Raw genomic sequence first — 20,410 nt, forward strand, 5'->3', positions numbered from 1 at the left:
GCTCACAGGGGGCCGAGAACGAGACGGCAGGCATGATCCACCTCGTCCAGTGCGTGGGGTTCGAGTCGCCCTGCGAAGTCCCCCAGGCGGATCTGGCGGTCGACAGAGCGCATCTGGTCGACGAGCACTACGCCACACACGCGCGCGCCGAGCAGGGCAGTATGGGGGCATGGCATCTCCCCCCGACGCTCACGACAACGCCGTCCACGGTGCCGTGTCCGGCCAGCTGGTGCAGGCCAGGGACATCCACGGCGGCGTGACGATCAACGTCCCGTCTCCGCCCCCGGCTCCGGTTCCGCTCTCGGACGTGTCCCTGGACCTGCCCCGCCTTGCGACCGCCGTGCGCGGCCGGGACGAGCTCCTGGACACGCTCGGAGCGGCCATGGCGGTGGGCGCGCCCGTTCCCCACATCCTCACCGGCCCGGGCGGGTTCGGCAAGACGACCGTGGCCGCCGCGCTGGCAGAGCGAGCGCGCGCCGACGGGTGGACGGTGTTCTGGGTGCGGCCGGGGAACGTCGCGGCGAGCATGCTGGAGGCCGCCGTCGAGGCGGGCGGCTCCCGGGCGGAGGCCGAACAAGTCAGGCCCACCCGTCGCCAGGCGGCCCGCTGGGTGTGGCGGCACCTGGACCAGGCGCCCCGGCCATGGCTGCTGGTCATCGACAACGCGGACCGACCGGAGGAGCTGGACCCGGAGAACCGGCCAGGAGACCAGCTGGGCTGGATGCGAGCGAGTCCCGGCGGGTTCGTACTGGTCACCAGCCGTGTGGACGATCCCGCCCAGTGGGCGCCCGCGCACGTCCATCGGATCGGCGAGCTTGGCCGCGAGGCCGCGACCACCGCACTCACCGACCACGCGGGGGCGGTCGACCTCCCCGGAGCGGACGAACTCGCCGACCGCCTGGGCGGAGTCCCATTAGCGGTGTTCCTGGCCGGGCGCATCCTGGCGACGCACCAGGTGCTGTTCCCCGACGCACGGGCGCTCCTGGCCAGACTCGATCAGGACGTGTCAGCACTGGACGCACTGGCCGCGCCCCTCGTCACCGGAGGCGACACCGAGCGCAGGCTCCTGTCCGGTGTCTGGGAACTGTCCCTGCGACTGGTCACCGAACACGATGTGAACGCCGCGCCGCTCCTGCGCCTCCTCTCCGTCCTCGGGTCGGAGGGATCTCCTGTTCCCCTGCGCCGGTTGCCGGTCTCGGATCTGGCCGACAACCCGTTCGACGCACTGGACGAGGTGGCGATGGCCCATGCGCTCAACGCACTGGTCGTCCATGGGCTGGTCACCTTGACGACGAGCCTCGAAGAGCGGGCGTTGCGTCTGCACCCACTCGTGTCAGAGAGCGTGCGCGCCGGCATGACCGACGACGACCTGCCGCTCCTCGATGTGGCCGAGCGGTTGCTCTCCCGTGAGTTCGGCAACGACCCGGCCCTCGAACGCGCCGGGTACACGGTTCTGCACGACCTCAACACTCGCCTGCGGCCTCATCACCCTCAGGCGGCCCTCGACACACTCGTGTCGGTCGCCCACGCCCAGATCCGCCTGGGTCAACGTAACGCGGCGCGGGCGATCCTGCGGACCGCCCTGGAAGGTGCCCGAGACCGCCTGGGAGCCGACCACCCGACCACGTTCCGCGCGCGTCACCTCCTCGCCGAGTCGCGGCTCTACCAGGGTCACATCGATGAGGCCGAGCGGGCTCTGCGCGCTCTCGTCGCCGACAAGGAAGCGGCCCTCGGCTCCGATGCCCCGTCTACGCTGGACACTCGGTATCTCGTCACCCTCGCTGTGGGCCGCCGAGAGGACTGGAATGCCGTGGTCGACGAGTCACGGCGGCTTCTGGCCGATCGCGTGCGCGTGAGTGGCGACGAGCATCCGCAGACACTCTTCGTGAAGGAAGGGCTCGCCTACGCTCTCTTCCGGACCGGGGACGCCGACACCGCTCTACGGGAGATGAGGGCCGTGCGGGCGGCCCGTGTCCGCACGGTGGGAGAGCACCACGAGCGCACACGCCAGGTCGACCTCTACCTGGCCGTCATCGCTCGGGACATGGGGGACCACGCCGCCGCCCGACGCCTCTGCGAGCGCCTGCTCGACCACTGGCTGCCGAAACTCGGACCGGAACACCAGGACACCGTGTTCGTCCGGGAGATCCTCGACGGCCTCCCCTGACGGAGGCGGCTGACGGCCTGGCTCTCAGGCGCGGATCTCACCCACGCACAGCGCGAACGAACGCCCGCCACTCCGCTGTCGCGACGCCCAGCACGAGGCCCGACCGGGCCTGGGAGTCCCTGAGCCGCACGCGGGCCGCCGCGGGTGCGTAGCGGATCTCCACACAGCTGTTCCCCGAGACATGGCTCGCACTGCTCTTCGACCAACTGTCGGGCCGGAGTCCCGCGAAGGCGACCTCCAAGCAATCGCTGATATGGCTGCTATGGCTGCTCTTGAACCAGCGGGGGGCGGGGTCGTCCATGGGGGCGATGATGGCACGGGCGGCCCCTTCCCGTCCGAGATTCAGCCCACCGGGACCGCGGCGGGGGCGTCCCTGATGTCGCCCGTCTCGCCCTCCTGGTGGGCCCTGCGGCCGACCGTGAACACGTAGGCGAGGAACAGCGCCTCGGCGACCACGCCGATGCCGATGCGCAGCCACGTGGTGTGCACCCAGCCCGTGACGAAGCCCTCGATGAGCCCCGAGATGAACAGCACCACCACGAGCCCCAGCACCACCGCGATGGCCGCCCGGGCCTCCTCCCCCAGGGCCCGCATGCGGGTGCGGTCACCCGGCGCGATGATCGTCCAGCCCAGCTTCAGTCCGACACCGCCCGCCACGAACACCGCCGTCAACTCCAGCAGTCCGTGCGGCAGGATCAGCCCGAAGAACTGCTCCCCCCGGCCGTGGCCGATCATCATCCCCGCCGCGAACCCGAGGTTGACCCCGTTCATCGCCAGCACGTACAGGGTCGGCAGCCCGAAGGCCACACCGAAGATGATCGCCTGCGCCGACACCCACGCGTTGTTGGTCCACACCTGGGCGGCGAAGGATCCGGCCGGGTTCTCCACGTAGTAGTTGGCGAAGTCGTGCTCGACGTAGCGGGCCATCTCCTCGGGCGTGCCCACCGCGTACATGACGTCCGGGTTGGTGACCATCCACACGGCCACGGCCGTCGAGAGCAGCACCGTGCCCGCGGACACACCGATCCACCACCAGCGCAACCGGTAGAGCACCGCGGGGAACACGCGTGTGAAGAATCCCGCCGCGTCGCGCCAGGCGGGCGCGTGCGCACCCGTCACCGCGGACCGGGCCCGGGCCACCTGTGTCGACAGCCGGCCCACCAGGGCCGGGTCCTGGCCGGAGGAGCGCACGACCGACAGGTGCGTGGACACCCGCTGGTAGAGGTCGACGAGTTCGTCGATCTCGGCACCCCGCAGCGACCGGCGCCTGCGCACCAGGTCGTCCAGCCGTTCCCACTCCCGTGCGTGCGCCGCGGCGAAGACGTCGATATCCACGCATTGGACCCTACTGGATCGACCCCGGCCCGTGACCGCCGGTGCGAACGGGCCTGATGAGTGCCGGGTAATGTCGGGTGGACGGTTGAAGTCGGCCCTCAAGGGAGCGTGTGCTGGTGTCCTACCCCGGAGGCGGTGAGACCGGGGGCGACGTCTACGGCGTCACCCCTCTGGTCACGGGTGACGCGGTGGTCCTCGATCTGAGGCCCGCCGGCTTCGCCACGCGGGCCGCGGCCATCGCCATCGACGTCCTCGTCCAGTTGATCGCCCTCGCCGTGCTGGGCGTGCTGGTGGCCTGGATGAGTTTCGGCGTGGACGTGGCCGCGACCAGCGCGGTCTCCCTCGCCGGCGTGGTCCTGATCCTCGTGGGGTACCCGACGGCGTTCGAGACCATCTCCCGCGGCCGATCCCTCGGCAAGATGGCCATGGGGCTGCGCGTGGTCGGCACCGACGGCTCGCCGGAACGGTTCCGCCAGGCGCTCGGACGGGCCCTGGCCGGGTTCGTGGAGATCTGGCTGGTCACGGGCGTGATCGCGCTGATCACGTCGATGATCAACCGCGACGGGCGCCGTGTGGGCGACTTCGTGGCCGGGACCATGGTCGTGGAGGAGCGCACCGGGCGCCGCAGGGACGAGCACATCCCGATGCCGCCGCAGCTGGCGGGCTGGGCGGCCGGAGCCGAACTGTCCGGACTGGCCGACGAGACCGCCGCGGCCGCCCGCCAGTACGTGCTGCGCTACCAGGAGCTGGCCGAGCACACCCGGCACGAGATGGGCGCCCGCCTGGCCGACCGGGTCGCGGCCCAGATCAGCCCGCCACCGCCGCCCGGCACCACGCCCCCCTACTTCCTGGCCGCCGTCCTGGCCGAGCGACGGCGCCGCCACACGGACACCGCGCAGCGGCCCCGGTACTGACCCCGGGCCCCGCGGGACCGGGCCGGACCTGACCGAACCCCGGCCGTACCGGACCTGGACCCGGGCTCAGCGCGGCACAGGCACCGGCACTCGCATCGCCGTGCGTCCGCGCTCCCGGTACCGGCGCGGGTCCCGTCCGCGCGGACGGTCCTCAGGGCCGCCAGGAGCTGAGGTAGGCCTCCTGGCCCGCCGTGAGGGCGTCGATGCTCACGCCCAGCTCGGCCAGTTCGAGCCGGGCCACCTCGGTGTCCGTCTCCGCCGGAACGTCCACCACGCCCGGGGCCAGGTCGGCGTGCGAGCGCGCCAGCCACTCCGTGGTCAGGGCCTGCACCGCGAAGGACAGATCCATCACCGCGGCCGGGTGGCCCTCGGCGGCGCCCAGGTTGACCAGGCGTCCCTCCGACAGCAGCAGGACCCGGCGGCCGTCGGCGAACACGTACTCGTCGGCCTGTTCGCGCACGCCCCGGTTCACCGTCACGGCGAGGCCGTCCAGCGCGTCCAGGTCGATCTCCAGGTCGAAGTGCCCGGAGTTGGCCAGGATCGCGCCGTCCTTCATCCGCTTGAGGTGCTCGGCTCCGACCACGTCCCGGTTGCCGGTGACGGTGACGAACACGTCCCCGACCGGGGCCGCCTCCGCCATCGTCGTGACGGTGTAGCCCTGCATCACCGCGTCCAGGGCCTTGACCGGGTCGACCTCGGTGACGACCACCCGCGCGCCCATGCCGCGGGCGCGCTCGGCCAGCCCTCGACCGCAGTACCCGAAGCCCGCGACCACGACGGTGCGGCCCGCCAGCATCGCGTTGGTGGCCCGCAGGATGCCGTCGATGGTCGACTGCCCGGTGCCGTACCGGTTGTCGAACATGCGCTTGGTCGCGGTGTCGTTCACGGCGACCATCGGCAGCCGCAGTTCCCCCTCCGCGCTCATCCGGCGCAGCCGGATGACACCCGTCGTGGTCTGCTCACAGCCGCCGAGGATGCCCTCCAGCAGGTCGGGGCGGTCCGAGTGGACCGTGTTGACCAGGTCGCACCCGTCGTCGAGCAGCAGGTGCGGACGCGTCTCCAGCACGGTGACGAGGTTGCGGTCGTAGGCGACGGGGTCCATCCCGGCCCACGCGTGGACCGACACCCCGTACTCGGACACCAGCGCGGCCGCGGTGTCGTCCTGGGTCGACACCGGGTTCGACGCGGCCAGGGCGAGCTCCGCGCCCCCCGCGCGCAGGGCGCGCAGCAGGTTGGCGGTCTCGGCGGTCACGTGCAGGCACGCGGCGATCCGCAGGCCCTCCAACGGACGTTCGAGGGCGAAGCGCTCGCGCACGCTGCGCAGCACGGGCATGGAGCGCTCGGCCCAGTCCACCCGGCGGACCCCGGCCTCGGCGAGGCCGAGGTCCGCCACCTCGTGTGAGGGCTCAGTCATGTCCACCCGAAGGCTAGTAGCGGTAGTGGTCGGCCTTGTACGGGCCCGCGACGTCCACGCCGATGTAGTCGGCCTGCTCCTTGGTGAGCGTGGTCAGCTTGACGCCCAGGGCGTCCAGGTGCAGCCGCGCGACCTTCTCGTCGAGGATCTTGGGCAGCGTGTACACGGCCACCGGGTACTCGTCGGGCTTGGTGAACAGCTCGATCTGTGCGATGACCTGGTTGGTGAAGCTGTTGGACATCACGAAGCTGGGGTGGCCGGTGGCGTTGCCCAGGTTGAGCAGGCGGCCCTCGGAGAGCACCAGGACGGACGTGCCGTTCTCGAAGGTCCACTCGTGGACCTGCGGCTTGATCTCCTTCTTCTTGACGCCGGGCACCTTCGCCAGGCCGGCCATGTCGATCTCGTTGTCGAAGTGGCCGACGTTGCCGACGATCGCCTGGTGCTTCATCCGGGTGATCTGGTCGGCCATGATGACGTTGAAGTTGCCGGTGGTGGTGATGAAGATGTCACCGGTGTCGATCACGTCCTCCAGGGTGGTGACCTGGAAGCCGTCCATCGCCGCCTGGAGGGCGTTGATCGGGTCGATCTCGGTGACGATCACGCGGGCGCCCTGGCCGCGCAGCGCCTCGGCCGCGCCCTTGCCGACGTCGCCGTAACCGCAGACCACGGCGACCTTGCCGCCGATGAGGACGTCGGTGGCGCGCATGATGCCGTCGGGCAGCGAGTGGCGGATGCCGTACTTGTTGTCGAACTTGCTCTTGGTGACCGAGTCGTTGACGTTGATCGCCGGGAACGGCAGGGTGCCCTCGCGCTGCATCTCGTAGAGGCGGAGCACGCCGGTGGTGGTCTCCTCGGTGACGCCGCGGATGCCGGAGGCGATGCGGGTCCACTTGCCGGAGTCGGCCGCCAGGCTCTTCTGGAGCAGGCCGAGGACGACCGCGAACTCCTCGCTGTCGGCCGTGGAGGGGTCCGGCACGGCGCCGGCCTTCTCGTAGGCGGCACCCTTGACGACGAGCATCGTGGCGTCGCCGCCGTCGTCCAGGATCATGTTGGGGCCCTCGGCGCCGGGCCAGGTGAGCGCCTGCTCGGTGCACCACCAGTACTCCTCCAGCGTCTCCCCCTTCCAGGCGAAGACGGGGACGCCCCTGGGGTCCTCGGGGGTGCCGTCGGGGCCCACCACGACGGCGGCCGCGGCGTGGTCCTGGGTGGAGAAGATGTTGCAGCTGACCCAGCGCACCTCGGCACCCAGGGCGACCAGGGTCTCGATGAGGACGGCGGTCTGAACGGTCATGTGCAGCGAGCCCATGATGCGCGCGCCGCTGAGCGGCTTGCTGTCCCCGTACTCGGCGCGGGTGGCCATGAGCCCGGGCATCTCGTGCTCGGCGAGCCGGATCTCGTCGCGGCCGAACTCGGCCAGGGACAGATCGGCGACCTTGAAGTCGAAAGCCATGCGTTCCTCACTCGTCATCGTGGTTGCGCCATGATTCTAGAGCCGCACGCAGCGCCACGGCACAAAGCTGACAATCAAGTGTCAGCTTTGCCCACCTTGGTCTCCGGTTTCGATTAGTGTCGCCTTCATGGCCGCCCGCGACGACGCCCCGCGCACACCCGACCGCTCCGCCTGGACGGCCGGGCCCGTCCCGATCTCGACGGCCGCCGAGCAGGTCGGGACCAGTGCCCGCATGCTGCGCTACCGCGAGGGACTCGGGCTGCTGCCCCGCACGCAGGAGCAGCCGACGGGCCGCGGCCACCGGCACCGCAGGTTCACCGAGGAGGACCTCCGCACGATCGCCACCGGACTGGAGCTGGAACGCGAGTTCGACATCCCCCCGGCCGCGCTGGCGTTCGCGCTGCGCGTGCTCGCCGAACCCGACGTGCTGGCGCGCGTGCGCGACCACGGCGAGCGCCTGGGACGCCTGGCGGCAGCACCCACCCGCGCCCTGGACTTCGACAAGCAGAAGGCGATGCGGCTCCTCCAGGACCGGCGCCGCTGAGCCGACTCCTGGCGAACCGGATCCCGCTGAGCCGAATCCCGCCGAACCCGCGCGACCGAACTGGCGCGGCCGGGTCGAGAGCTGTCGCACCGGAGCTGGCGACCCGTCACCGCTGAGCCGAGAACGACCGAACCGGATCCCGCTGAGCCGAGTCCTACCAACCGGTGCCCTGCCCGGGCCGACACCACACATCCGACACCACCGGAACCTCCAGCCCCATCGGCCCCACCAGCACGGGTTCCGGGACCCCGACGCCGGAGACGACGCGGGGTTCACACCCGTGCGCGTCCGGTCACGGCCACAGATGGGTCCCCGTGACAGGTTTTGGCGGGGAGCGCACGGGCTACGGAGTCTGACGTGGATACCCTTAGCGGCAGCGCGGCCCCGGACCGTCTCCCGGAACGCGTGCGCGATGACCTCATGGACGTAGACCGGCTCCGGGCGATCTGGGCCCAGCACCGCCAGGGCCAGTCCCGTGACGCGCGCGGAGCCGCGCGGCGGGCGTCCGTGCACCGCCGCGTCCGGCAGATGGGCGGCGGTGACGCCCTGGAGTCGCTGCTGGAGTCCGCCTCCGGCGACCGGATGTCCGGGCGCCCGGTGACCGCCGAGGTCGTCGAGGAGCTCAACCGCGATGCCGCCACCCTGCCCGACGGATGCGCCTCCCGCTCCCCTCGACGCGAGCTGGGACCCGACCAGGCCCGGCGCCTGGCCGAGGCCGCCGCGCTCCCGGCGCACCCGGTGGTGCGGGCCGCCCACACCTACGCCGAGTGCGTGGCCGTGCTGACCGAGCTGGACGAGCCGCGCACGCCCCGCGACCGGTCCCCGTGGGTGCTGCCGTGGGTCCTGGCGTCCCTGGTCCTGCGCCGCGCGGACTTCCCGCCGCTGCTGCCGGATCCCGCCTCGGAACCGGCCCGGCCGGACGACGCCTTCGCCACCCTGGTGAGCCGGTTCGCCCGCCTGGTGACCGGCGCCCTGCGCGACGAGCTGAGCTGGACCCCCGAAGCCGTGCCCCAACCCCGGTCCGCGATTCCGCCGCTGGCCGCGGTGCTGCGCAGACGCCTCCAGGACTACCTCCACACGCGCGCCGAGTCGGTCGCCCTGATCCTGCGCTCCATGGACCCCGGCGCCCGCGCCTCGGTGCGCTCGGGGGGCGCGGACGCCCCGTCCGCGGACGCCGCCGGCGCGGCCGCGGCGGCACCCACCGTGCTCACCCCGGGGGCCGCGCACTGGTGGACGGTGCTGGAACTGGCGGTCGGCGACGCCTCGCTGACCCTGGCCGTGGTGGTCCAGGAGATCGGCCACCCGCGTACCGGTGTGCTCGCGGTGACCGCCAACGCGCGTCTGACCACCGCCGAGGGCGTGCACGACGCCCTGGACATGACCGGCGACGACAGTGTCACCGTGATCCCCACCGACTGCGCGGACGACCGGTGGCCGCAGGTGCGCGATCTCGTGGACGAGGCCCTCTCCCGCTCCATGCAGGCGCTCACCCGCGTCTGAGACGGCCGCGCGGCGGCGCGGCCGCGGACACCTTCGCGGACGTGCCCGCCGTGCGCCGACGCGCCGGGCCCGGACCGAATCCCGGAACAGGGCCGGAGTCGCCCGGGAGCGGGCGGCGGGTGCATCGCCCCGGCTCGATCGGTCAGCCGGTCAGCCGTCGCTGTCGGCGTCGTACCAGCCCGGACGCCGTGCCGCCCCGTCCTCGGGCGCACGGGTGTCGGCGGCGGCCACGCGGCCGTCCAGGAGCAGGCGCGTGGCGCGCCGCACGCGTTCGAGCGCGCGGCCGTCGTCCGGGCGCACGAGGAGCTGGTAGTAGGCCACCGCCGCCATGAGTTCGGCGAGGATCTCCACGTCCGTGCCCGCGGGCAGGCCGCCCCGGTCGACCTCGGCCCGCAGGCGGTCGAGCAGCGGGCGGCGGCGCGGCCGGATGTAGCGCTCCCAGTAGACCCGGCGCAGTTCGGGATCGCTCAGGGTCTGGGTGAGGCGGACGCGGATCAGCCGGTGGGTGCGCGGGTCGTCGCCGACGGACTCGGGGCCGAGCCACGGTTCGAGGTCGGCCGACAGGTCGCCGGTGTCCGGGATGCGCGGCACCTCGCGCACGCTGTCCAGGGCCTCGGCGATGAGTTCCTCGCGCGACTCCCACCGCCGGTAGAGGGTCGCGCGGGCGACCCCGGCCCGTTCGGTGATCGCGGCGACCGTCACCCGTCCCGGGTCCTCGTGTTCGAGCAGGAGTTCCACCGTCGCGTCCAGGAGCGCGCGCCGGGCGGCCTCCTCGCGCGGCCGTCCCGGTCCGCGTGCGGTCTGCGTGGGCATGGGGGTCCTCAGGGGTCTCGTCGTCCCGCCCCGGTGGCGGGACGGGCGCGGAGGGGTCTCGGGTCGTTCGGCCCGGGGCGCGGTGCGCGGCCCCGGGCCGAACCGCAGGACCCTACCGTGCGCGGGTGAGCGTCAGGCGTCCTGGACCAGACGGGCGCGTAGCCGCAGGACGACGTCCTCGGCCAGTCCGGCCGCGCGGAGTCCGCCCAGGGGGCCGCCGTGCCGTTCGGCCATGATCCGCCAGAAGGCGTGCATCGTCTCGGCCCGGGCGCCCATGATCGGCCCCCGCGCGACCGCCGCCTCCGCGAACGCGCCGCCGCTCGCGCCGCCGACGAGGTGGGCGATCCTGCGGGCGATTCCCGGTATGACCGCCTCGGTGCGGGCGTAGTCCCGCACGACGGCTCCCTCCTGCGCCCCGACCGCGCCGAGCAGCAGCGCGGCCAGCACGCCGGTCCGGTCCTTGCCCGCCGCGCAGTGGAAGACCGCGGGTCGGTCGGTGGCCGCCAGCAGGCTCAGGACGAGGGTGAGGGAGGCGGCGGAGGAGTCCGCCATGTCGGCGTAGAGGGCGGCGACCCCCTCCGTGGTGTCCGGCAGTCGGCCGGTTCCGCCCGCCACGAGTTCCTCGCCGAGCGGGACGTGGTGGTAGCTCACGGCGTGCCGGGTCACCGAGCGGTCGGCGAAGGGTCCCCGGCCGACGGCGGCGGCCTCCGCGGTGGAACGCAGGTCGATGACGTGGCCGATGCGGTGCCGCTCGCACGCCGAGCGGACGAAGTCCTCGGTGGCGGTGGCCAGGTCGTCGCTGCGGAAGACCAGGCCGTCGCGGACCCGGCCGCCCGCGGTCGGGATTCCGCCCAGGTCGCGGAAGTTGACCGGGGTGCTCGGTGTGACCGGGCTCGTGGGAAGGGGCAGGACGGGTGGGGTGGGGTCGGTGGTGCTCATGCTGCTCCCGGTGGTGGTGGGGGCTGTGGTGGAAGGCCCGGGCTCTCGGGGCCCGGGCCCTCCCGTCGTCGGGTGTCAGGCGGTCAGGCGGGCGCGGATGAGCGCGCTGAGCCGGTCGATGGCGGTCACGAGCGCGATGATCCCGATGACGATGGCGCACAGGTGGCCGAAGTCGTACAGCCGCAGGGCCGTGGTGAGCTCCAGACCGATCCCGCCCGCTCCGACCAGGCCGAGGATCGTGGCACCGCGCACGTTGCCCTCGAACAGCAGCAGCGTGTACGAGGTGAGCAGAGGGGCGGCCTGGGGCAGCATCGCGAACGTGATGACCTGGCCGGACGAGGCCCCCGCCGCCCGCAGCGCGTTGACCGGACCGGGATCGACCGCCTCGATGGCCTCGGCGTAGACCTTGGCGATGGTGCCGACCGAGCCGAGGATGAGGGCGAGGATCCCGGCGAAGGGCCCCAGCCCGACCGCTGAGACGAACAGCAGCGCGAAGATCAGTTCCGGGATGGAGCGCAGGACGTTGAGCACGAACCTGGCGGCCAGGTAGACCGGACGCGGGGCGATGTTCTCGGCCGCGGCGAAGCTCAGCGCGAGCGAGAGCAGCGCGCCGAACAGCGTGCCCAGCAGCGCCATCTGGAGGGTCTCCACGAGCAGCGCGGCGATGGTGGCGGCCTTGCCGAAGTCCGGCGGCCACAGCCGGGACAGGAAGTCGGCCATGGCGGGAACGCCGTCGAGCAGGGCCGCGGGGCTGAACCCCGACCCGGCGGCCGACCAGGCGATGGCGGCCGCGACGACCACCACGGTCAGCGTGCCCCCGGCTCCCGGCGGCTGCCAGGGCGAGGCCAGGCGGCGCAGTCGGTCCGGGAGCACCGGGGGTCCGGTCGGGGCGGTCATGAGTCCTCCAGAGGGCGCGCGGGGGCGGGTCCGGTGCCGAACTCGGTGTCGGCGCCGTAGATCTCCCGCACGGCCGCCGGGCCCAGGTCGGCCGAGGCCAGGTCGGCCACGACGCGGCCGTCGCGCAGGCCCACCGCGCGATCGGAGTACCGCTGGGCCAGGGCGACCACGTGCAGGCTGACCAGCACGGGGACACCGCGCTCGCGGGCCAGGTCCGAGAGCAGCCCCAGCACCGACCCGGCCAGGCGGGGGTCCAGGGAGGCCACGGGTTCGTCGGCGAGGATCAGCTTCGGGTCCTGCATCAGGGCGCGGGCGATCGCCACCCGCTGCTGCTGTCCGCCGGAGAGCGTGCGTGCCTGCTGGCGGGCCTGGTCGGCGAGCCCGACCCGGTCCAGCAGGGCGAGGGCGCGCACACGCTGCTCCCGTGAGAACACGCCCGCCACGGACGCGGGACCGGCCTGGTGGAGGCCGCCGGAGAGCACGTTGGCCAGGGCGGACAGGCGCGGCACCAGGTGGAAGTGCTGGAAGACGTGGCCGACGTCGGCGCGCAGGGACCGCAGGGCCCGTCCGCGCAGACCGGTGACCTCGCGCCCGGTGACGAGGGCGCCGCCGCGCACCACGGGGGCCATGCCCGTGAGCGCCTTCATGAGCGTGGACTTGCCGGAGCCGCTGTGGCCGAGGAGGGCGACCACCTCGCCGGAGGCCACGTCGAGGTCGACCCCCTCCAGGACGGCGGCGGTGTCGTAGACGACGGTGAGGTCGTGCGCGCTCACCACGGGGGCGGGACCGGCCGCGTCGGGCACGCGGGCGGGTGCGGGCGGGGTTTCGCCGAGTGCGGTGGCCGTGCCGTCGGCGGTCATCGGATGTCCTCCAGGTCGAGGCCGACGGAGGAGGCGACGTCGAGCAGCGGCTCGAAGACCTCCTCGTCCGGGTCGGCGATGGCGGTCTCGCCGCCCATCAGCTCGGCCAGGGACTCGTCGCCGGCCAGCAGTTCGGGCAGCCCCTCGACGATGCCGGCGCGCACCGCGGGGTCGACGTCCTCGGAGAAGACGATGGTCAGGCCGACGGGGATGGGGTCGCTCTCGGCCAGGACGACGACCTCGTCGGGGTCGACCAGCCCGGCCTCGGTGAAGGTCTCCATCAGCATCGCCGCGGTGGCCGCCACGTCGACACCGCCCTGGTCCAGGGCCAGGAGCGCGGAGTCGTGGCCTCCGGCGAAGGTCATCTCGTAGTCGGTCTCGGCCTCCAGACCGGCTTCGTTCAGGAGGGCGCGCGGCATGAAGTGGCCCGTGGTGGATCCGGGGTCGACGAAGGCGACCTGGCGGCCCTCCACGTCCGCGAGCGTCTCGATGCCGCTGTCGGCGCGGGCGAGCAGGACCGAGGCCGGTTCGTCACCGGCCTCCCAGACCAGTCCCACGTCCAGGCCGCCGGCCTCCTGGCCGATGGCCGTGGCGAAGGGGCTGAGCAGGGCCACGTCGACGTGGCCCTGGCGCAGTGCCTCGACCACGCCCATGTAGTCGGCCGGGGACTCGGTGGTGACCTCGCGGCCGGCCGCCTCGGCGATGTGGTCGGCGACGGGTTGGATCTGCGAGAGCTGCTCGGGGTCGTCGGCGCCCGGGGGGAAGGCGAAGACGAGCGCCTCGTCGGAGGACTCGCCCGCGCCGGACGCGCAGGCGGTCGCTCCGAGCAGGGACAGTGCGGCGAGCACGGTGAGGGATCGGGGGAAGCGGTGCATGCCTTCGCTCCTAGTGCGGAGTCAGGAATGTGACGCTTCCCAAGCAATCGTGATTTCGTGAACCGCCGGTATCGATACCACCGGTGCACTAATTGCGGCCAGATGAACGCCGGTCTCCGCGACCCGGCCGCGGAGGGCTCCCCAGTCGCCGCGAAGAGGGCGCGGAGCCCCCCGGTGGACCCGCGGAACGGCCACAGTGGACCCGCGGAACGACCGCGGAGGGATCCCGTCCCAGGCGATTCCTAGGCGATGGAGAGGATGATGATCACGAGGATCAGGATCACGATGGTGATCAGGACCGCCGGGATGACCCAGCTCTGCTGGAGGACGGAGTTCTGCTCGACGGGGCGCGGCACGGGCTGCTGCATCCCCGGGCGGGCGAAGGTCTGGTTGGGGTTCATCCCGGTCGCGAGCGGATTGCCCGCGTGCGGTGCCACGTGCGGCGCGGGCCGCTGCTGGGGGTAGCCCGCGGGGCCTCCGGGTCCGGGAACTCCGGGCATGCCGGGGGTTCCGGGGCGGGGGTTGGAGACCCCCGGGTGGCCGCCGAACCCGTGGCGGGGGTCGGAGCTGACGGGGTGGCCCATCTGGCCGGGCCGCGGGTTCGACATCCCCGGGTGCTGACCCATGCGGGGGTCCGAGGTCATCGGGGGGTGCCCGCCGGTGGCGTGCTGCTGGGGGTGGGGCGGCTGCGGCTGCGGGGGCCCCTGGGGCCGCATCGGCGGCATCTGGCCGCCGGTGATCAGCCCCGTCTGGGCGATCTGCTCACCCTGCTTGAGGGCGTCGTCGGCGGTGGAGTCGTCCGCCGGGCCGTCGTGGCCCAGCAGGCGCATGAGCAGGGTCTGCGCGTTGGGGCGGTTGTCGGGGTTCTTGTCCAGGCAGGCCTCGACGATCGGGCGCAGTGCCTCGTCCATGCCGTCCAGCTCCGGCGGCGCGCTGACGACCCGGTGCACCACCGCGGGCACGGTGTCGGCGCCGAAGGGGGCCTTGCCGGTGGAGGCGAACGCGATGACGCAGCCCCAGGCGAAGATGTCGCACTTGTCGGTGATCCCGCGCCCCTCGATCTGCTCGGGCGCCATGTAGGAGGGCGTGCCGACGATCGAGTTGGTCATGGTGGCCGTGCCGTCGTCGACCCGGGCGATGCCGAAGTCGATCACGCGCGGACCGTCCGGCCCCAGCAGGACGTTGCCCGGCTTGAAGTCGCGGTGGACGATCCCGGCCTTGTGGATGGCCACGAGCGCGGTCGCGGTGGAGACCGCCAGGCGCTGCAGGCGCGAGCCCTTCTGGGTGGCGCCCTTGGCGATGGTCTCCTGCAGGTCCTTGCCCGGCACGAACTCGCTGACCACGTAGGGCGGGTCGCTGTCGAGCTGGGCGTCGATGATCGCGGCGGTGCAGAAGGACGCGACCTTCTGCGCGGCGCGGACCTCCTTCTCGAACCGCTTGCGCAGGTCGGTGTCCTGGGACCACTGGTCGTTGAGGACCTTGACCGCGACCTCCTCGCCGTCGGGGTCCTCGGCGAGGTAGACGATGCCCTGGCCACCCTTGCCGAGGCGACCGGTCACGCTGTATTCACCGAACGATACGGGGTCGCTCGGCTTTAGCGATTCGGGACCGGGCATCTCTGTCCTCCAGGGAGGTCGTCTTGGCGGGGCGCAGCACCAGGGTACGGGTTGTGGGGAATACCGCGACGCGGTCCCTCACGCCCGAAAGGGGCACCTCGCCCCCTGTCGCTCCCGATATGACTGCCGAAACGTCCGTAACGTTCCCTTCGACCTCAACCGATTTTTCGGGCCTCGTCGACCAGCAGGACCGGAATGCCGTCCCGGATGGGGTAGGCGAGGCCGCTCTCGTCACAGACCAGTTCGTCGGTCTCGGGGTCGTGGCGCAGCGGCGCCTGGCTCTGCGGGCAGGCCAGGATCTCCAGCAGCCAGTCGTCGATCTTCGTGCTCATCGTTCTCGTTCCTCGTGTGGTGCCCGGGCCGTCGGGGCCGGGCCGTGGTGCCGGCGGAGCCGGACGGGCGCGGAACCGTCGGTCCGCGCCCATCCCTCCATGATGCCCGGTCAGGCGCGGACGATGGACAGGACCTCGTCGCGCAGCGCGTCCACCCCGGCGTCGTCGGCCGCCTCGACGTTGAGCCGCAGCAGCGGCTCGGTGTTGGAGGCGCGCAGGTTGAACCAGGCCCCGCCGGGCAGGGAGACCGTCAGGCCGTCGAGCTCGTCGATCGTGACGCCCTCGCGGCCCTCGAAGGCCGCGCGCACCGCGGCCATGCGGCCGGGGGCGTCGTCGACCCGGGAGTTGACCTCGCCGGAGGCCGCGTAGCGCGAGTACTCGCGGGTGATCTCGGAGAGCGGGCGGTCGTCCGTCCCCAGGACCCGCAGGACGTGCATCGCGGCGAGCATACCGGTGTCGGCCTTCCAGAAGTCCCGGAAGTAGTAGTGCGCGGAGTGCTCACCGCCGAAGATCGCGCCCGTCTCGGCCATCGTCGCCTTGATGAAGGAGTGGCCGACGCGGGTGCGCACGGGCACACCGCCGCGCTCGCGCACGATGTCGGCGACCGCGGCCGAGGTGATGAGGTTGTGGATGATGGTCGCCCCGGGCTCGCGCTCCAGCTCCTGGGCGGCCACGAGGGCGGTGATGGCCGAGGGCGGCACGGCCTCGCCCCGCTCGTCGATGACGAAGCAGCGGTCGGCGTCGCCGTCGAAGGCCAGGCCGATGTCGGCGCCGGACTCGCGCACCTTGGCCTGGAGGTCGACCAGGTTGTCGGGGTCCAGGGGGTTGGCCGGGTGGTTGGGGAAGGTGCCGTCCAGCTCGAAGTACAGGGGCAGGATCTCCAGCGGCAGGCTGCCGTCCTGCAGGACCGCCGGGACGGTGTGGCCGCCCATGCCGTTGCCCGCGTCCACGGCGACCGTGAGCGGGCGGACCCCGGACAGGTCCACCAGGTCGCGCAGGTAGGCGGCGTAGCCGGGCAGCAGGTCCTTCTCCGTGACCGAGCCCTCGGGGCCGTCGTGCGGCGGGACCCCCTTCTCGGCCAGGCGCCGGATCTCGTCCAGCCCGGTGTCGGCGCTGATGGGCGCCGCGCCGGCCCGGCACATCTTGATGCCGTTGTACTCGGCGGGGTTGTGGCTGGCGGTGAACATGGCGCCGGGCAGGTCCAGCTGCCCCGAGCCGTAGTACAGCAGGTCGGTGGAGCCGAGGCCGGTGAAGACCACGTCCACGCCCTGGGAGGTGACGCCCTCCCCGAAGGCGGTGGCCAGCTCCGGCGATGAGGGGCGCATGTCGTGTGCGACGACGACCGCGGGGCCGCCGACCACGTGCGCGAAGGCCGCTCCGATGGCGCGGGCGATTCCCGCGTCGAAGGTGTCCGGGATCACCCCGCGCACGTCGTACGCCTTGAAGATGCTTCCGAGATCAGCCACGTCTGCTCCGGCCCAGTCGGTTCTGCTCCAGATTCGGTCCCGCGCGCGAAGCGGGTCCACGCGCGCTACAAAACTAGCAAGCGGTCGCCGCGGCCCCTCAGGGGCACCACCGACGGCGACGGCACGGGTCCGGTCAGTCGCGGGGTCCGCGGGGCGCGCCGGACTCGCCGCGGCCGGGGTCGGAGCGGACCACCCGCAGGTGCCCGCGGCGCAGGGTCTCGGAGCCCTCGCCCACGGCGTCGGGCTCCCGGCGGGCCGGCGGGCGAGCGGCCTCGCGCACGGCGTCGGCGAGAGCCTCCAGGTCGTCGCTCCCGGGGCCGCCGCCCGAGGTCTCCACCGGCAGGCGTACGACCTCCCACCCGCGCGGGGCGGTCAACCGCTCCGCGTGCATGGCGCACAGGTCGTAGCAGTGCGGCTCCACGTAGGCGGCGAGCGGGCCGAGGACGGCCGTCGAGTCCGCGTAGACGTACGTGAGCGTGAATACGGCTGGTTGTCTGCACGCGGTACGGGAGCAGCGTCGAACTGGGCTCACAGCCACTGACTGTATGCCCTTACCGAGGGACACGCCAGCTTCGTGCCATGAACTGGGCCGTTTCGGGTCATGTCCACACCATGGCCACGGCCCCGGCCCCGCACCGCGTCGGCCACCCCGCGCCGCCGCCTCCGGCACGCGTCCACGTTCGGCACGCGTGGGACTACGCGCGGGGCCCGGGATGGCTTAGTCTCGGAGTGTGCGACGAGTGCGCCTTTCCAGTGGCCAACCAGACCGAGTGCGGCGCCGGGACCGCCGCGGCCGAGGCATCCGCGGTCCTCTCGTGCCGTCTGACCTGCCGGTATTCCGTAGCCGAGCGCAGGCCTTCGACGACCTTGTCCTGGACGCGGTCGAACGCCTGGAGCGCCTGTGGGCTCGGGAGCTGGCCAACGTGGACTTCCTCGTCGAGGACGTCCCCCCGATCCCGCTGGGCGACCGGCCCCCCGAGGCGATCCCCTTCTCACGGCTGGACACCGACCCCGCGGGCCGCGCCCGCATCGTGGTCTACCGGCGCCCGGTGGAGATCCGCACCAAGGATCCCGAGGAGATGGCCCTCCTGGTCCACGAGACCGTGGTCGAGGAGGTCGCCAACCTCCTGGGGGTGGAGCCGGAGTCCGTCGACCCCGAGAGCTGATCCGCCCCGCCCCGGCACGTTGAGCCGTCGCCCATCCCGGTGAGGGCCTACGGAACCGCTGGGGCTCGATCCGGGCCGAAGCGGGGAGTGAGGGCGCGCACCGGAGGTGCCGGAGGCCCCGTCTGCCAGGCACCCCAGGCCGAACGGTCCCGCTCACCGTGACGACAGGGGGTTGGTCGGGCCGAAGCGGGATGAACCGCGCCGAAGGCGTCCGTTGAGGGTGGTGACGGGCGACGGTGTGGGCACGAGCGGCGGCCCGAAGAAGGCACGGCGAGGGCGCCGACGGGGGTTCCCGAGGAACGACGGCGTGCACCACAAGGGCAGAAGGTTCCCGTTCTCAAGGCGCCCGAGCGCCCGAGCGCCTAGGGCACGATCCCCACCATGCTGTCCCGGACGACCGGCAGTTCCACCCGCACCGGCGCCGGGTGCACCGGCACGACGCTGAGCGCCTCCCCGGAGCGCAGCACGCGGGCGGCGTACACCGGTCCCGCGGACTCCTCCAGCAGCTCCAGGCGGACCGCGTAGGCGTCCTCCGGGTCGGTCCCCGGCGGACGCTCCCAGGCGTCGTCCTCCGAGCCGAACGCGCGCGTGGTGCCCGCGCCGACCGTGATCTTCACCGCGTCGCCCTGGGTCCCGTGGGCTCCGATCGGTGTGGCGATCATCGACACGTCCGCGTCCACCGCGCCCAGGACCAGCTGTGTCTCGACGTCCTCGGGGACGTTGGCCAGGACGGCGGTCGTGTCGTGGGGGAAGGCCAGCGGTTCGACCGCGGCGGAGTAGGCCGTCTCGACGACGTCGCCGTCGGAGTCCTCGATCTCGGCGAGGACCCCCGCGACCACGGGTCGGTCCGACTCCACGACCACGGTCCCGGGCTCGCCGCCCAGTGCCGTCTCCAGCGTGAGCCACGCCGACGCGGACGGGGCCACGTCGATCACGAGCGGGTCCTCCACCGTGCCGGTGGCCTGCTCCGGTTCGCCCTCGTCCTCGCCCTCGTCCGCTTCGGCGTCCTCGTCGGCGGAGCCCTCGGGACCGACCACGTGGACCCGCACCTCGGCGGGCTCGTCACCCGGCGCGGCCACGTACAGCCGACGGGTGCCCTCGCCGCCGAGCGCTCCGGGGATGACGTGCTCCACACCCGGGTCCGTGGTGGGCGGGACCCAGTCGGTGGCGCCGGAGGAGTGCTCGGCCAACAGGGCGGCTCCCACCCGGCCGGTGCTCGTGCGCACGTGGACGCCGATGGCGGCGGTGTTCCGCACGAGTTCGGTCAGGTCGAGTTCGGTGGACTCCCCCGCGGCCAGGGCGATGCCGCGGCTCTCGGAGGAGTAGGAGGGGCCCTCCAGGGTGAACACGTCCACGCTCACCGTGGCGCGCGAGTCCTCGGGGTTGGCGAGGTGGGCGGTGAGGGAGTCCACCGCCACGTCCTCGGGGTCGTTGCCGCCGGGCAGCGCGAACCAGGTGCCGATGGAGGCCTCAAGGCAGCGGACCTCGGTGACCTCGTCGTCGGACACGGTGACCTGCGCGGCGTCGAGTCCGGCGGCCAGGGCGCCCTCGGCGTGGAGGGCGACGGGGTCGGTCTGCGTCCCCGTGTCGGTGTTCCACAGCAGGCCCGGTTCGGTGAGTTCGTCGCCGAGGGTCCGGCCGTCGTCGCCCGCGCCGTCCGGGCCGCCCGCGCCGCCCGCGCCGTCCGGGCCACCCGCGCCGTCGGCCGCCGACTCGTCGGCGTCCTCGTTCCCGTCCTCGTCCGCGCCGTCCTCGGAATCCCCGCCGTCCTCGGAGCCCTCGGTGTCCCCGTCGTCCCCGGCATCCTCCGCGTCCTCGGAGCCCTCGTCGTCCCGCGCGTCCTCGTCGGTGCCGTCCAGGACCGGCGCGGCCCACAGCGAGCCCACGTCGTCGCGGTCCACCCGGGGCGCGAACGCCCGGATCGAGCTCTCCGCGTCATCGGCGTCCTCGTGCGGGGCCGGGCACACTCGGACGGAGTGGTCCGGGCGGATCGTGCCCGGCTCGCTCTCGCCCAGGACCGCGTTGACCGGCCGGATCACGTACGCGATGCCCAGCATCGTCACCATCGCCAACGCGACCAGCCCGAACAGGGCGAAGCGGTTCTCCACGATCAGTCGCACGG

The 20,410-nt window shown here is 72.9% G+C and carries 20 protein-coding genes; 5 read left to right on the plus strand and 15 right to left on the minus strand.

Annotated features, from left to right (window positions below; translation table 11 throughout):
• Window positions 1–2: 2 nt before the first annotated feature.
• Window positions 3–176: a type II toxin-antitoxin system PemK/MazF family toxin gene (locus tag ADL05_RS32365; RefSeq protein ID WP_369800886.1), complete on the minus strand. Its 174-nt coding sequence runs from the start codon at window positions 174–176 to the stop codon at window positions 3–5.
• On the opposite strand from ADL05_RS32365, the gene ADL05_RS04545 reads away from it, so the two are divergent.
• A complete protein-coding gene (locus ADL05_RS04545; protein ID WP_053615574.1) occupies window positions 170–2,167 on the plus strand; it encodes a tetratricopeptide repeat protein in 1,998 nt (665 codons plus the stop codon). The two genes, ADL05_RS32365 and ADL05_RS04545, sit on opposite strands and share 7 nt — an antisense overlap.
• A gap of 37 nt (window positions 2,168–2,204) precedes the next feature.
• On the opposite strand, the gene ADL05_RS04550 is transcribed toward ADL05_RS04545, so the two are convergent.
• Window positions 2,205–2,468: a DUF397 domain-containing protein gene (locus tag ADL05_RS04550; protein WP_053615575.1), complete on the minus strand. Its 264-nt coding sequence runs from the start codon at window positions 2,466–2,468 to the stop codon at window positions 2,205–2,207.
• 41 nt (window positions 2,469–2,509) lie between these two features.
• Window positions 2,510–3,502: a stage II sporulation protein M gene (locus ADL05_RS04555; protein ID WP_053615576.1), complete on the minus strand. Its 993-nt coding sequence runs from the start codon at window positions 3,500–3,502 to the stop codon at window positions 2,510–2,512.
• 110 nt (window positions 3,503–3,612) lie between these two features.
• Between ADL05_RS04555 and ADL05_RS04560 the strand changes: the two genes are divergently transcribed.
• On the plus strand, window positions 3,613–4,416 hold the full coding sequence (locus ADL05_RS04560; protein WP_053615577.1) for an RDD family protein: 804 nt from the start codon (window positions 3,613–3,615) through the stop codon (window positions 4,414–4,416).
• Window positions 4,417–4,567: 151 nt separating this feature from the next.
• Here the strand turns inward: ADL05_RS04560 and ahcY (ADL05_RS04565) are convergent, their stop codons facing one another.
• The gene (ahcY, locus tag ADL05_RS04565; RefSeq protein WP_053615578.1) at window positions 4,568–5,830 is read right to left on the minus strand and encodes an adenosylhomocysteinase; all 1,263 of its coding nucleotides are present in this window, start codon (window positions 5,828–5,830) and stop codon (window positions 4,568–4,570) included.
• 13 nt (window positions 5,831–5,843) lie between these two features.
• Window positions 5,844–7,280, minus strand: a complete 1,437-nt coding sequence (ahcY, locus tag ADL05_RS04570; protein ID WP_053615579.1) for an adenosylhomocysteinase — start codon at window positions 7,278–7,280, stop codon at window positions 5,844–5,846.
• A gap of 127 nt (window positions 7,281–7,407) precedes the next feature.
• Between ahcY (ADL05_RS04570) and ADL05_RS04575 the strand changes: the two genes are divergently transcribed.
• Both ADL05_RS04575 and ADL05_RS04580 read left to right on the plus strand, forming a co-directional pair.
• Window positions 7,408–7,824, plus strand: a complete 417-nt coding sequence (locus ADL05_RS04575) for a MerR family transcriptional regulator (RefSeq protein WP_053615580.1) — start codon at window positions 7,408–7,410, stop codon at window positions 7,822–7,824.
• 357 nt (window positions 7,825–8,181) lie between these two features.
• Window positions 8,182–9,324, plus strand: coding sequence for a hypothetical protein (locus ADL05_RS04580; protein WP_053615581.1), 1,143 nt, complete (start codon window positions 8,182–8,184; stop codon window positions 9,322–9,324).
• A gap of 150 nt (window positions 9,325–9,474) precedes the next feature.
• Here ADL05_RS04580 and ADL05_RS04585 read toward each other — a convergent pair whose 3' ends face one another.
• The 9 genes from ADL05_RS04585 to ADL05_RS04620 all read right to left on the minus strand — a co-directional run bounded on the left by ADL05_RS04585 (window position 9,475) and on the right by ADL05_RS04620 (window position 17,654).
• A complete protein-coding gene (locus ADL05_RS04585) occupies window positions 9,475–10,137 on the minus strand; it encodes a TetR/AcrR family transcriptional regulator (RefSeq protein ID WP_053615582.1) in 663 nt (220 codons plus the stop codon).
• Window positions 10,138–10,269: 132 nt separating this feature from the next.
• Window positions 10,270–11,076: a tyrosine-protein phosphatase gene (locus tag ADL05_RS04590; protein WP_053615583.1), complete on the minus strand. Its 807-nt coding sequence runs from the start codon at window positions 11,074–11,076 to the stop codon at window positions 10,270–10,272.
• Window positions 11,077–11,151: 75 nt separating this feature from the next.
• Window positions 11,152–11,973 carry a phosphonate ABC transporter, permease protein PhnE gene (gene phnE / locus ADL05_RS04595; protein WP_053615584.1) on the minus strand — a complete coding sequence of 274 codons (822 nt, stop codon included), beginning with the start codon at window positions 11,971–11,973 and terminating at the stop codon, window positions 11,152–11,154.
• Complete coding sequence (locus ADL05_RS04600; protein ID WP_082376096.1) at window positions 11,970–12,833, minus strand: phosphonate ABC transporter ATP-binding protein; 864 nt, start codon at window positions 12,831–12,833, stop codon at window positions 11,970–11,972. Before ADL05_RS04600 ends, phnE begins: the two co-directional genes overlap by 4 nt.
• Window positions 12,830–13,708, minus strand: a complete 879-nt coding sequence (locus ADL05_RS04605; RefSeq protein ID WP_053615585.1) for a phosphate/phosphite/phosphonate ABC transporter substrate-binding protein — start codon at window positions 13,706–13,708, stop codon at window positions 12,830–12,832. The genes ADL05_RS04600 and ADL05_RS04605 overlap by 4 nt, the downstream gene beginning before the upstream one ends.
• A gap of 242 nt (window positions 13,709–13,950) precedes the next feature.
• Window positions 13,951–15,324, minus strand: a complete 1,374-nt coding sequence (locus ADL05_RS04610) for a serine/threonine-protein kinase (RefSeq protein ID WP_053615586.1) — start codon at window positions 15,322–15,324, stop codon at window positions 13,951–13,953.
• A 155-nt stretch (window positions 15,325–15,479) separates the two neighbouring features.
• A complete protein-coding gene (locus ADL05_RS29345; protein WP_082376097.1) occupies window positions 15,480–15,656 on the minus strand; it encodes a Trm112 family protein in 177 nt (58 codons plus the stop codon).
• A 110-nt stretch (window positions 15,657–15,766) separates the two neighbouring features.
• On the minus strand, window positions 15,767–17,122 hold the full coding sequence (locus tag ADL05_RS04615; protein ID WP_053615587.1) for a phosphomannomutase/phosphoglucomutase: 1,356 nt from the start codon (window positions 17,120–17,122) through the stop codon (window positions 15,767–15,769).
• A 133-nt stretch (window positions 17,123–17,255) separates the two neighbouring features.
• A complete protein-coding gene (locus tag ADL05_RS04620) occupies window positions 17,256–17,654 on the minus strand; it encodes a DUF3499 domain-containing protein (RefSeq protein WP_053615626.1) in 399 nt (132 codons plus the stop codon).
• 238 nt (window positions 17,655–17,892) lie between these two features.
• Here ADL05_RS04620 and ADL05_RS04625 point away from each other — a divergent pair, with 238 nt between their 5' ends.
• Window positions 17,893–18,288 (plus strand): metallopeptidase family protein, encoded by a 396-nt coding sequence (locus tag ADL05_RS04625; RefSeq protein WP_053615588.1) that lies wholly within the window; start codon window positions 17,893–17,895, stop codon window positions 18,286–18,288.
• A 362-nt stretch (window positions 18,289–18,650) separates the two neighbouring features.
• Here the strand turns inward: ADL05_RS04625 and ADL05_RS04630 are convergent, their stop codons facing one another.
• Window positions 18,651–20,408, minus strand: coding sequence for a DUF5719 family protein (locus tag ADL05_RS04630; protein WP_053615589.1), 1,758 nt, complete (start codon window positions 20,406–20,408; stop codon window positions 18,651–18,653).
• Window positions 20,409–20,410: the final 2 nt, after the last annotated feature.

Origin of the sequence: Nocardiopsis sp. NRRL B-16309, assembly GCF_001279585.1 — a bacterium.
Lineage (GTDB): Bacteria > Actinomycetota > Actinomycetes > Streptosporangiales > Streptosporangiaceae > Nocardiopsis.

Excerpts from the sequence above, each read along its gene's own strand:
- ADL05_RS04590 (WP_053615583.1), bottom strand. The coding sequence starts at position 11,076 with ATGAGCACCACCGACCCCACCCCACCCGTCCTGCCCCTTCCCACGAGC.
- ADL05_RS04605 (WP_053615585.1), bottom strand. The coding sequence starts at position 13,708 with ATGCACCGCTTCCCCCGATCCCTCACCGTGCTCGCCGCACTGTCCCTG.
- ahcY (WP_053615578.1), bottom strand. The coding sequence starts at position 5,830 with ATGACTGAGCCCTCACACGAGGTGGCGGACCTCGGCCTCGCCGAGGCC.
- ADL05_RS29345 (WP_082376097.1), bottom strand. The coding sequence starts at position 15,656 with ATGAGCACGAAGATCGACGACTGGCTGCTGGAGATCCTGGCCTGCCCG.
- ADL05_RS04575 (WP_053615580.1), top strand. The coding sequence starts at position 7,408 with ATGGCCGCCCGCGACGACGCCCCGCGCACACCCGACCGCTCCGCCTGG.
- ADL05_RS04600 (WP_082376096.1), bottom strand. The coding sequence starts at position 12,833 with ATGACCGCCGACGGCACGGCCACCGCACTCGGCGAAACCCCGCCCGCA.
- phnE (WP_053615584.1), bottom strand. The coding sequence starts at position 11,973 with ATGACCGCCCCGACCGGACCCCCGGTGCTCCCGGACCGACTGCGCCGC.
- ADL05_RS04585 (WP_053615582.1), bottom strand. The coding sequence starts at position 10,137 with ATGCCCACGCAGACCGCACGCGGACCGGGACGGCCGCGCGAGGAGGCC.
- ADL05_RS04545 (WP_053615574.1), top strand. The coding sequence starts at position 170 with ATGGCATCTCCCCCCGACGCTCACGACAACGCCGTCCACGGTGCCGTG.
- ADL05_RS04610 (WP_053615586.1), bottom strand. The coding sequence starts at position 15,324 with ATGCCCGGTCCCGAATCGCTAAAGCCGAGCGACCCCGTATCGTTCGGT.
- ahcY (WP_053615579.1), bottom strand. The coding sequence starts at position 7,280 with ATGGCTTTCGACTTCAAGGTCGCCGATCTGTCCCTGGCCGAGTTCGGC.
- ADL05_RS04550 (WP_053615575.1), bottom strand. The coding sequence starts at position 2,468 with ATGGACGACCCCGCCCCCCGCTGGTTCAAGAGCAGCCATAGCAGCCAT.
- ADL05_RS32365 (WP_369800886.1), bottom strand. The coding sequence starts at position 176 with ATGCCATGCCCCCATACTGCCCTGCTCGGCGCGCGCGTGTGTGGCGTA.